This window comes from Pseudomonas sp. THAF187a (genome assembly GCF_009363395.1).
Classification (GTDB): Bacteria; Pseudomonadota; Gammaproteobacteria; order Pseudomonadales; family Pseudomonadaceae; genus Aquipseudomonas; species Aquipseudomonas khazarica.
In genome coordinates this window covers 2,283,678-2,295,397 of record NZ_CP045349.1, presented here as the reverse complement: position 1 = coordinate 2,295,397, position 11,720 = coordinate 2,283,678, and the positions used below count along the sequence as shown (strand labels likewise).

Below are 11,720 nucleotides of genomic sequence, written 5' to 3'. Positions count from 1 at the left end.
ATGCTGGCCTATATCATCCGCCGTTTGCTGCTCATCATTCCGACCCTGTTCGGCATTCTGGTGATCAACTTCATCATCATCCAGGCCGCGCCTGGCGGCCCGGTCGAGCAGATGATCGCCAAACTCGAGGGCTTCGAGGGCGCCACCAGCCGCATCGCCGGTGGCGGCGCCGAAGTCTCGGTGGCCGGCTCCAACTACCGCGGTGCCCAGGGCCTCGACCCGCAGCTGATCAAGGAAATCGAGAAGATGTACGGTTTCGACAAGTCGGCGCCGGAACGCTTCTGGATCATGCTGAAGAACTACGCGCAGCTGGACTTCGGCTCCAGCTTCTTTCGCGACGCCCAGGTCATCGACCTGATCATCGAGAAGATGCCGGTCTCCATATCACTGGGCCTGTGGAGCACCCTGATCATGTACCTGGTCTCCATCCCGCTGGGGATCGCCAAGGCCACCCGGCACGGCAGTGCCTTCGACATCTGGACCAGTTCGGCGATCATCATCGGCTACGCCATTCCCGCCTTCCTCTTCGCCATTCTGCTGATCGTGCTGTTCGCCGGCGGTAGCTACTGGGACTGGTTTCCGTTGCGCGGCCTGACCTCCAACGACTTCGAGTCGCTCAGCCTCGGCGGCAAGATCCTCGACTACCTCTGGCACCTGGTGCTGCCGGTCACGGCACTGGTCATCGGCAACTTCGCCACCCTGACCCTGCTGACCAAGAACAGCTTCCTCGACGAGATCAACAAGCAGTACGTGATCACCGCCCGCGCCAAGGGCCTGACCAACCACCGCGTGCTCTATGGTCACGTCTTCCGCAACGCCATGCTGCTGATCATCGCCGGCTTCCCGGCGGCCTTCATCGGCATCTTCTTCACCGGCTCCCTGCTGATCGAAGTGATCTTCTCCCTCGACGGCCTCGGCCTGATGAGCTTCGAGGCGGCGATCAACCGCGACTATCCGGTGGTCTTCGGCACCCTGTTCATCTTCACCCTGCTGGGGCTGATCGTGAAACTGATCGGTGACATCACCTACACCCTGGTCGACCCCCGTATCGACTTCGAAAGCCGGGAGTGTTGAGCATGAAACTGTCCCCGCTCAATCGCCGCCGTCTCGACCGCTTCAAGGCCCACAAGCGTGGCTGGTGGTCGCTCTGGCTGTTCCTCATCCTGTTCGGACTGAGCCTCGGCGCCGAACTGATCGCCAACGACAAGCCGCTGGCCGTGCGCTACGACGGCGAGTGGTACTTCCCCGTACTCAAGCGCTACCCGGAGACCGTGTTCGGTGGCGAATTCCCGCTGCAGGCCAACTACAAGAGCCCGTACATCCAGGACCTGATCGCGGAGAAGGATGGCTGGATGCTCTGGCCGCCGATCCCGTTCAGCTATTCGAGCATCAACTACGACCTGGAAGTCCCGGCCCCGGCGCCGCCCTCGGCGCAGAACTGGCTCGGCACCGACGACCAGGGGCGCGACGTGCTGGCACGGGTCATCTACGGCTTCCGCATCTCGGTGCTGTTTGCCCTGACACTGACCCTGGCCAGCTCGGTGATCGGCGTCATCGCCGGCGCCCTCCAGGGCTTCTATGGCGGCTGGGTCGACCTGCTCGGCCAGCGCTTCCTGGAAATCTGGTCCGGGCTGCCCGTGCTCTATCTGCTGATCATCCTGGCCAGCTTCGTGCAGCCGAACTTCTGGTGGCTGCTGGGCATCATGCTGCTGTTCTCCTGGATGAGCCTGGTCGACGTGGTCCGCGCCGAGTTCCTCCGTGGGCGCAACCTGGAATACGTGCGCGCCGCACGCGCGCTGGGCATGGGCAATGGCGCGATCATGTTCCGCCACATCCTGCCCAACGCCATGGTTTCGACCATGACCTTCATGCCCTTCATCCTCACCGGCGCGATCGGCACCCTGACCGCCCTGGACTTCCTCGGTTTCGGTCTGCCTCCGGGCGCGCCCTCGCTGGGGGAACTGGTCGCCCAGGGCAAGAGCAACCTGCAGGCGCCCTGGCTGGGTATAAGCGCCTTCGCCGTGCTGGCGCTCATGCTGAGCCTGCTGGTGTTCATCGGCGAGGCCGCCCGCGATGCTTTCGACCCGAGGAAATGACATGAGCCAGAACGAAACCCTGCTGCAAGTTCGCGACCTGGCCGTCGAGTTCGTCATGGGCGAGCAGTGCCAGCGCGTGGTCGAGGGCGTCAGCTTCGACATTCACAAAGGCGAGACCCTGGCCCTGGTCGGCGAAAGCGGCTCGGGCAAGTCGGTCACCGCGCATTCCATCCTGCGCCTGCTGCCCTACCCCCTCGCGCGCCACCCGTCCGGCAGCATCGAGTACGCCGGTGAAGACCTGCTCAAGCTCGGCGAGGGCCGCCTGCGTGGCATTCGCGGCAACCGTATCGCCATGGTATTCCAGGAGCCGATGACCTCGCTCAACCCGCTGCACAGCATCGAGAAACAGATCAACGAGGTGCTGGCCCTGCACAAGGGCCTGCGCGGCAAGGCAGCCAGTGCGCGCACGCTGGAGCTGCTGGAGCTGGTCGGCATTCCCGAGCCGAAGAAACGCCTGAAGGCCTACCCCCACGAACTGTCCGGCGGCCAACGCCAGCGCGTGATGATCGCCATGGCCCTGGCCAACGAGCCACAGCTGCTGATCGCCGACGAACCGACCACCGCGCTGGACGTCACGGTGCAGTTGAAAATCCTCGAGCTGCTCAAGGATCTGCAGGCGCGCCTGGGCATGTCGTTGCTGCTGATCAGCCACGATCTCAACCTGGTACGCAGAATTGCGCATCGCGTATGTGTCATGCAGCGCGGTCGCATCGTCGAACAGGCGTCGTGTGAAGAATTGTTCCAGGCTCCGCAGCATCCCTATACCAGGGAACTGCTCGGTGCCGAGCCCAGCGGCGAACCTGCGGCCAACCCCGTGGGCCAGCCACTGCTGGAAGTGGACGACCTGCGCGTGTGGTTCCCGATCAAGAAGGGCCTGCTGCGTCGGACGGTGGATCATGTCAAAGCGGTGGACGGCATCAACTTCAGCCTGCCCCAGGGCCAGACCCTGGGCATCGTCGGCGAGAGTGGCTCCGGCAAATCCACCCTGGGCATGGCCATTCTGCGGCTGCTCGCCAGCCAAGGTGACATCCGCTTCCAGGGCCAGCATCTGCAGGGCCTTAGCCAGCAGCAGGTACGTCCGCTGCGCCGGCAGATGCAGGTGGTGTTTCAGGACCCCTTCGGCAGCCTGAGCCCACGCATGTCGGTGAGCCAGATCGTCGGTGAGGGTCTGCGCATTCACGGTATGGGCAACGAGGCGGAACAGGAGCAAGCCATCATCGACGCGCTTTTGGAGGTAGGGCTGGACCCGCAGACGCGGCATCGCTACCCCCACGAGTTTTCTGGCGGGCAACGGCAGCGGATTGCCATTGCCCGAGCACTGGTGTTGAAACCGGCGCTGATCCTGCTGGACGAGCCCACTTCGGCGCTCGACCGCACGGTACAGCGTCAGGTGGTGGAGTTGTTGCGCGGCTTGCAGGCCAAGTACAACCTGACCTATCTGTTTATCAGCCATGATCTGGCGGTAGTCAGAGCGCTGAGCCATCAGCTGATGGTGGTCAAGCAGGGCCAGGTAGTCGAACAGGGGTCTGCCGAGTCGATCTTCAGTGCACCGCAGCACCCTTATACGCAGCAGTTGCTGGAAGCCGCTTTCATGGCCCCGGCAACGGCTCACTGATCCTTGAAACAGGAAGAGGAATAGCACAATGGGTTTTCTAACCGGTAAGCGCGTACTCATCGTTGGCGTAGCCAGCAAACTGTCCATCGCCTCGGGTATCGCCGCCGCCATGCACCGCGAAGGTGCCGAGCTGGCTTTCACCTACCAGAACGAAAAGCTCAAGGGTCGCGTCGAAGATTTCGCTGCCGGCTGGGGCTCCAGTGCCGACCTGTGCTTCCCTTGCGATGTGGCCAGCGACGAGGAAATCGCCGCGGTATTCGAAGCGCTGAGCAAGAAATGGGATGGCCTGGACTGCATCGTCCACTCCGTCGGTTTCGCTCCGGGTGACCAGCTGAACGGCGACTTCACCGACGTCACCACCCGTGAAGGCTTCAAGATCGCCCACGACATCAGCGCCTACAGCTTCGTCGCCCTGGCCAAGGCCGGTCGCGAGATGATGAAAGGCCGCAATGGCAGCCTGCTCACCCTCTCCTACCTGGGTGCCGAGCGCACCATGCCCAACTACAACGTCATGGGCATGGCCAAGGCCAGCCTGGAAGCCGGCGTTCGCTACCTCGCCGGCAGCCTCGGCCCGGAAGGCACCCGCGTCAACGCCATCTCCGCCGGCCCGATCCGCACCCTGGCCGCCAGCGGCATCGCCAGCTTCCGCAAGATGCTGGCTGCCAACGAGAAGCAGACCCCGCTGCGCCGCAACGTCACCATCGAGGAAGTCGGCAACGCCGGCGCGTTCCTCTGCTCCGACCTGGCTTCGGGCATCAGCGGTGAAATCATGTACGTCGACGGCGGCTTCAACACCACCGCCATGGGCGCCATGGAAGACTGATCCGCGCCGCTCCCGGCAGAGCAGTTGCCGGGAGCGTCTCGCTGTCATCCCCGGATGGCAGGCAATAAAAAACCCGCACGCCGTGCGGGTTTTTTATTGCCTGTTCCAGCACCTCGCCAGAGGCACTGGAGGAGCGACTCAGAAGCGCTCGATATCGGCTTCGGCGGCCAGCTGCTTGCGCAGTGCAGCGAAGTCCTGCTGGCCTTCGCGCGACGCCAGGAAGTTGCGGTACATGGCCAGTTGCTCGGCCGCCAGCGCTTCTTCCGGCACGTTGACGCCGTCCAGGCGCAACAGCACGTAGTCACCCGTGTTCAGGGTCACACCGGCAAAGGTCGGCTCGCCCGCCTTGCTCGGCTTGGCCATGCGGAACAATGCCTGCAGTACCTTGGGCTCCACGCCGTCCTGGCTGCGGGTAGCCGCTTCCTGGACCTGCCAGCCGGCATCCTGGGCCTCGCCGGCCTGGGCTGCGGCCAGGCGCTTCTCACCCTCGGCCTTGGCTGCCGCGCTTGCGCGCTCCTGCAGCAGATGACTGCGAATGCTCTCGGCAACCTGCTCCAGCGGCAACTGCTCAGGCTGGTTGTGCTCCTTGACGCGAACGACGACGACGGTGCTCGGGTCCAGCTCGATGGTCGAGCTGTTGGCGCCATCCTCGAGAACCTCGGGGCTGAATGCCGCCTGCAGTACCTGACGATTGGCCGTGATGCCGGTAGCGCCGCCTTCGCGACCAACGGGCTCGCTGACCTTGACCTCGAGACCGAGATCCTGAGCCGGCTGCGCCAGATCCGAAGCCTCGAACGCCGCATCTTCCAGTTGTTTGGTCGCCTCGACGAAACGCTGCTCGACCTGCTGCGCCTTGAAGTCACGCGCCAGCTTGTCCTTGAGGCTGTCGAAGCTCGGCACCTCAGGCGACTGGACACCCAGCAGCTTGATCAGGTGCCAGCCGAACGCGCTCTTCACCGGCGCGGAGACCTGCCCCTGCTGCAGTGCGTAAAGCGCCTCTTCGAAGGCCGGATCGTAGACGCCAGGGCCGGCATAGCCCAGATCACCGCCGTCGGCGGCCGAACCCGGGTCCTGGGAGAACTCCTTGGCCAGTGCCGCGAAGTCTTCGCCAGCGTCGATGCGCGCCTTGATTTCCTCGGCCTTGGCACGGGCCGCCTCGTCATCACCCTCGATGAGGATGTGCGCGGCATGGCGTTGCTCGGCGAGGTTGGCGATCTCGCTCTCGTACGCCGGCTTGAGGTCCTCGTCGCTCACTTCGATCTGATCGAAGAAGCTGTCCTTCTTCAGCTCGACGTACTCCAGCTCCACCTGTTCAGGGCTCATGAACTCGCTGGCGTGCTCGTCGTAGTAAGCCTTGACATCGCCGTCGCTGAGCTCGACCGCAGCGGTGTCGGCCTTGATGGTCAGGCTGGCGAAATCACGCGTCTGACGCTCGAGATTGGCGAAGGCAAGCGCCTGCTGCTCGGTGACGAAGCTGCTGGCACCGATGCCTGCGCGCAGCTGCCCGATCAGCATTTCCTCTTCCAGCATCTGGCGGAACTGCAGGCGGGTGTAGCCCATCTGGCGAATCACCTGGTCGAAACGCGCCGCGTCGAAGCGGCCTTCGGCCTGAAACTCCGGCGTCTGCAGGATGACCTGGTCGAGCGCGGGCTGCGAGAAGGCGAAACCGGCGTCGCCAGCGGCCTGCAGCAGCAGCTTGCGGTCGATCAGACCTTTGAGCGAAGACTCGCGCAGCAGCTTGTCGTCGAGCAGCGAGGCATCGAAATCACGCCCCAGTTGCTGCAGCAGCTGACGACGCTGCATCTCAACGGCCTGGTTCAGCTCGTTGAGGGTAATGGTGTCACCGTTCACGTCCGCAGCGTTGTTGCGATTGCTGGTCCCCGTGACGATGGCTTCGAAACCGGTAAAGGCCATCAGCATGACGATGAGGCCGATGATGGTTTTGGCAATCCAACCGCGTGAATTGTCCCTGATGTTTTGCAGCATGCTTCCCCCAGAACGACTGTACAGAGCCACCAGCCGCGCAGTGTGGGTAATGTCCAGATAGAAGAAAGGCGCATCCTTGGATGCGCCTTCTCGTAACGCGTTAAGCGGTCAGTGCAGAAGAGTCGAAACCACCTGCTCTGCCTCCTAACAGCCGCTGGGCATGGCCCTGACGGCGAGGCAAACCCGGAAGACGCTTAGTTGACGGCGTCTTTCAGAGCCTTGCCAGCTTTGAAGCCTGGGATCTTGGCGGCGGCGATGCTGATCGGCTTGCCGGTCTGCGGGTTGCGGCCAGTGCGAGCAGCACGCTCTTTGACAGCAAAGGTGCCGAAGCCAACCAGGACAACGGAGTCACCAGCCTTCAGGGCGCCAGTGACGGATTCAATCACTGCATCCAGCGCGCGGCCAGCAACAGCTTTCGGGATATCAGCAGATGCAGCGATGGCATCGATCAGTTCCGACTTGTTCACTCTAAGTCCCCTTATTTCTGTTGAGTTTGTTTCTTGATTTTTAGTGTAAGCAAAGCGGGTGCTGGATGGCCTGCCGACACAATAAAAGCCGCTTTATAGCAAGGGCTGAAAAATTGTGTCAAGAAAGCCCCCCGGCTAATGCGTGCTGATTCGCTCCTTGGAATCAGACTCGCGCTTGTCATCCGTTGCAACCATCTCGGGAGCCGCATCAGGCAAGGGCTCCGGGGCGTATTGCAGCGCAATTTGCAGGACCTCGTCAATCCATTTAACCGGTTTAATCTGCAGGTCTTGCTTAATATTTTCCGGAATTTCTTTCAGGTCACGCACATTTTCTTCCGGAATGATCACCGTCTTGATCCCACCACGGTGAGCGGCCAGAAGTTTTTCCTTGAGCCCGCCAATCGCCAGCACCTGACCACGCAGGGTGATTTCCCCCGTCATGGCGACGTCCGCGCGCACCGGAATCTGCGTCAGCGCCGACACCAGCGCCGTGCACAGGCCGATGCCTGCACTCGGGCCATCCTTGGGCGTCGCACCTTCCGGCATATGGATGTGAACGTCGCGCTTCTCGTTGAAATCGCTGGGAATTCCAAGGCTTCTGGCGCGACTGCGGACCACCGTCATGGCAGCCGTCATGGACTCCGCCATGACATCGCCGAGGGAACCGGTCTTGATCAGATTGCCCTTGCCCGGCACCACCGCCGTCTCGATGGTGAGCAGCTCGCCACCCACCTGAGTCCAGGCCAGGCCGGTCACCTGACCGATCTGATCCTGCTGCTCGGCAAGGCCATAGCGATGCTTGCGCACGCCCAGGAAGTGCTCCAGCGACTCCGCCGTCACCGTGACCTGGAAGCGCTTCTCGCGCATGTGCTCCTTCACCGCCTTGCGGCACACCTTGGCAATCTGCCGCTCCAGGCTGCGCACACCCGCCTCGCGAGTGTAGTAACGAATGATGTCGCGAATCGCCGCCTCGTCGAATGCCAGCTCGCCCTTCTTCAGGCCGTTGGCCTGGATCTGCTTGGGCGCCAGGTACTTGATGGCGATGTTGACCTTCTCGTCCTCGGTGTAACCCGGCAGGCGGATGATTTCCATCCGGTCCAGCAGCGGGCCGGGGATGTTCATCGAGTTGGCCGTACAGAGGAACATCACGTCCGACAGGTCGTAGTCGACCTCCAGATAGTGATCGTTGAAATTGTGGTTCTGCTCGGGATCGAGGACTTCGAGCAGCGCCGAGGCGGGATCGCCGCGCATGTCCTGGCCCATCTTGTCGATTTCATCGAGCAGGAACAGCGGGTTGCGCACGCCGACCTTGGTCAGCTTCTGGATCAGGCGCCCGGGCATCGAACCGATGTAGGTGCGGCGATGGCCGCGGATCTCGGCCTCGTCACGCACGCCACCCAGTGCCATGCGCACGAACTTGCGGTTGGTCGCGGTAGCGATGGACTCGGCCAGCGAGGTCTTGCCCACGCCAGGCGGCCCCACCAGGCACAGCACCGGCCCCTTGAGCTTCTTCACCCGTTTCTGCACGGCGAGGTACTCGAGAATGCGTTCCTTGACCTCTTCGAGGCCATAGTGGTCGGCATCGAGGATGCTCTCGGCACGGGCCAGGTCGAGGCGCACCTTGCTTTCGGCCTTCCACGGCACGTTCACCAGCCAGTCGATATAGGAGCGCACCACGGTGGCTTCGGCGGACATCGGCGACATCTGCTTGAGCTTGTTCAGCTCCGCATTGGCCTTGGTCAGCGCCTCCTTGGACAGGCCCGCGTTGTCGATGCGCTTGCGCAGTTCATCGAGCTCGTTGTGCCCCTCGTCGATGTCGCCCAGCTCTTTCTGAATGGCCTTCATCTGCTCATTCAGGTAGTACTCGCGCTGGCTGCGCTCCATCTGCTTCTTGACGCGACCACGGATGCGTTTCTCGACCTGCAGCAGGTCGATCTCGGCATCCAGCAGGGCCAGCACGTGCTCGACACGCGCGGACAGGGAGGTGATTTCGAGGATTTCCTGCTTCTGCTCGATCTTCAGCGCCATGTGCGCGGCCATGGTGTCGACCAGGCGACTGGGCTCATCGATGCTGTTGAGCGACGAAAGCACCTCGGCGGGCACCTTCTTGCCCAGCTGCACGTACTGTTCGAACTGGCTCAGCAGGCTGCGCGTGAAGACTTCGGACTCGCGCTCGGCGGTTTCGCCCTCTTCGATCAGCAGCACCTCGGCACGGCAGTGCTCGTCCACTTCGAGGACACGCTCGATGGAGCCGCGCTGCTCGCCCTCGACCAGCACCTTGACGGTGCCATCGGGCAACTTGAGCAGCTGCAGCACGGTGGCGACGGTGCCAACGCGATAGAGGTCCTGATCATCCGGATCATCGACCGCCGGGTTCTTCTGGGCCACCAGCAAAATCTGCTTGTCACCCGTCATCGCGGCCTCGAGGGCCTCGATGGATTTCTCACGCCCGACGAAAAGCGGGATGACCATGTGCGGATAGACCACAACATCGCGCAACGGCAGGAGAGGCAATTCGATGGTTGTCTTCATGATTTCGGCTCAGCGGCGGCCATAAGGCCGTAAACAGGCGGGATTACCCTTGGCTTTTAAGATGGGGGCAGTGCCCGTAAAAAACAAGCGCAATGTCCAGAAAAGCGAAGGGGCCCTGGGGGCCCCTTGCGTGCATCGTGTGACAGGCGTTACGCGTCTGGCGCGGCCTTTGCAGGCGGCTCGCTGTTCTCGTAGATCAGCAGCGGCTTGGAAGATCCGTCGATGACGCTCTCGTCGATCACCACCTTGCTCACGTCCTGCTGGGACGGGATTTCATACATGGTGTCGAGCAGAATGCCTTCCAGGATCGAACGCAGGCCACGTGCGCCGGTCTTGCGCTCCAGGGCCTTCTGCGCCACGGATTTCAGCGCATCCGGACGGAACTCCAGGTCCACGCCTTCCATCTCGAAGAGCTTGCCGTACTGCTTGGTCAGCGCGTTCTTCGGCTCGGTCAGGATCTGCACCAGGGCCGCCTCGTCCAGCTCTTCGAGGGTCGCGATGACCGGCAGACGACCGACGAACTCGGGAATCAGGCCGAACTTGACCAGATCGTCCGGCTCGACCTCACGCAGCGACTCACCGATCTTCTTGCCTTCCTGCTTGCTGCGCACCTCGGCACCGAAGCCGATACCGCCTTTGGTGGAGCGGGCCTGAATCACCTTCTCCAGGCCAGCGAAGGCACCGCCGCAGATGAACAGGATGTTGCGCGTGTCGACCTGCAGGAACTCCTGCTGCGGGTGCTTGCGACCGCCCTGCGGCGGCACCGAAGCCACGGTCCCCTCGATCAGCTTGAGCAGGGCCTGCTGCACGCCCTCGCCCGATACGTCACGAGTGATCGACGGGTTGTCGGACTTGCGCGAAATCTTGTCGATTTCGTCGATGTAGACGATGCCCATCTGGGCCTTCTCGACATCGTAATCGCACTTCTGCAGCAGCTTCTGGATGATGTTCTCGACATCCTCGCCCACGTAACCGGCCTCGGTCAGCGTGGTCGCATCGGCGATGGTGAACGGTACATTGAGCAGGCGCGCCAGGGTTTCCGCCAGCAGCGTCTTGCCCGAACCGGTCGGACCGATCAGCAGGATGTTGCTCTTGCCCAGCTCGACATCGTCTTTCTTGTCGCGCTGATTGAGACGCTTGTAGTGGTTGTACACCGCTACCGACAGCACCTTCTTCGCACGCTCCTGACCAATCACATACTGATCGAGGATGCTGCTGATTTCCTTGGGTGCCGGGAGTTTGTGCGCGCTGCTCTCGGCCTGGGCTTCCTGCACCTCCTCACGGATGATGTCATTGCACAGGTCGACGCATTCGTCGCAGATGAAGACGGAAGGACCGGCGATCAACTTGCGCACTTCGTGCTGGCTCTTGCCGCAGAAGGAGCAATAAAGCAGTTTGCCGCTGTCCTCACCGTTACGGGTATCAGTCATTCGATCAATCCAATACGGTAGGCTTGAAACACAAGATGAAGGCAAATGCGGGCATTTTCAAGGGCACGAATCGTCCCCGTGCAGAATGCCCGCAGCCGGCGCCTCATCTACACCGGCATTTGACGCTTCTCATGCACCGCATCGACCAGGCCGTACTCGACGGCACGCGACGCGCTCATGAAGTTGTCGCGGTTGGTATCACGCTCGATGGTTTCCAGGCCCTGGCCCGTGTGATGCGCCAGCAACTCGTTCAGGCGCTCACGGATGAAGAGGATCTCCTTGGCGTGGATCTCGATATCCGAGGCCTGGCCCTGGAAGCCGCCCAGCGGCTGGTGGATCATCACGCGCGAGTTCGGCAGGCAGAAACGCTTGCCCTTGGCGCCACCGGCCAGCAGGAAAGCGCCCATGCTGCAGGCCTGACCGATGCAGGTGGTGGACACGTCCGCCTTGATGAACTGCATGGTGTCGTAGATGGCCATACCGGCCGTCACCGAACCACCCGGCGAGTTGATGTACAGGTGAATGTCCTTGTCCGGGTTCTCTGCTTCCAGGAACAGCAGCTGGGCGCAGATCAGGTTGGCCATGTAGTCCTCGACCTGACCCACCAGGAAGATCACACGCTCCTTGAGCAGGCGCGAGTAGATGTCATAGGCACGCTCGCCACGAGCGGACTGCTCGATGACCATCGGCACCAGGCCGCCAGCGGCCTGGATTTCAGGCATGTTTTGCATAAAAGGATTGTGGGACATGTCTTGCGCTCACTCCCTAATA

The 11,720-nt window shown here is 62.2% G+C and carries 9 protein-coding genes; 4 read left to right on the top strand and 5 right to left on the bottom strand.

The window, feature by feature from the left end:
* Genes FIV02_RS10675 through fabI form a run of 4 tightly spaced genes read left to right on the top strand, consistent with a single transcriptional unit; the run spans nucleotide 1 to nucleotide 4,534 of the window.
* A complete protein-coding gene (locus tag FIV02_RS10675; protein WP_037052957.1) occupies nucleotides 1-1,074 on the top strand; it encodes a microcin C ABC transporter permease YejB in 1,074 nt (357 codons plus the stop codon).
* A gap of 2 nt (nucleotides 1,075-1,076) precedes the next feature.
* On the top strand, nucleotides 1,077-2,096 hold the full coding sequence (locus FIV02_RS10670) for an ABC transporter permease (protein WP_037052959.1): 1,020 nt from the start codon (nucleotides 1,077-1,079) through the stop codon (nucleotides 2,094-2,096).
* A 1-nt stretch (nucleotide 2,097) separates the two neighbouring features.
* Nucleotides 2,098-3,711 carry an ABC transporter ATP-binding protein gene (locus tag FIV02_RS10665; RefSeq protein ID WP_037052961.1) on the top strand — a complete coding sequence of 538 codons (1,614 nt, stop codon included), beginning with the start codon at nucleotides 2,098-2,100 and terminating at the stop codon, nucleotides 3,709-3,711.
* A 28-nt stretch (nucleotides 3,712-3,739) separates the two neighbouring features.
* The gene (gene fabI, locus FIV02_RS10660) at nucleotides 3,740-4,534 is read left to right on the top strand and encodes an enoyl-ACP reductase FabI (RefSeq protein ID WP_003461408.1); all 795 of its coding nucleotides are present in this window, start codon (nucleotides 3,740-3,742) and stop codon (nucleotides 4,532-4,534) included.
* Nucleotides 4,535-4,672: 138 nt separating this feature from the next.
* Here the strand turns inward: fabI and FIV02_RS10655 are convergent, their stop codons facing one another.
* The 5 genes from FIV02_RS10655 to clpP form a co-directional block, all read right to left on the bottom strand.
* Nucleotides 4,673-6,520, bottom strand: a complete 1,848-nt coding sequence (locus FIV02_RS10655) for a SurA N-terminal domain-containing protein (RefSeq protein WP_152488585.1) — start codon at nucleotides 6,518-6,520, stop codon at nucleotides 4,673-4,675.
* Between the two features lie 194 nt (nucleotides 6,521-6,714).
* Entirely contained in the window at nucleotides 6,715-6,987 is a 273-nt protein-coding gene (gene hupB, locus FIV02_RS10650; RefSeq protein WP_003239952.1) for a nucleoid-associated protein HU-beta, read from the bottom strand.
* Between the two features lie 135 nt (nucleotides 6,988-7,122).
* The gene (gene lon, locus FIV02_RS10645) at nucleotides 7,123-9,519 is read right to left on the bottom strand and encodes an endopeptidase La (protein WP_152488584.1); all 2,397 of its coding nucleotides are present in this window, start codon (nucleotides 9,517-9,519) and stop codon (nucleotides 7,123-7,125) included.
* A gap of 149 nt (nucleotides 9,520-9,668) precedes the next feature.
* A complete protein-coding gene (clpX, locus tag FIV02_RS10640) occupies nucleotides 9,669-10,949 on the bottom strand; it encodes an ATP-dependent Clp protease ATP-binding subunit ClpX (RefSeq protein ID WP_152488583.1) in 1,281 nt (426 codons plus the stop codon).
* 107 nt (nucleotides 10,950-11,056) lie between these two features.
* Entirely contained in the window at nucleotides 11,057-11,698 is a 642-nt protein-coding gene (gene clpP / locus FIV02_RS10635) for an ATP-dependent Clp endopeptidase proteolytic subunit ClpP (RefSeq protein ID WP_152488582.1), read from the bottom strand.
* Nucleotides 11,699-11,720: the final 22 nt, after the last annotated feature.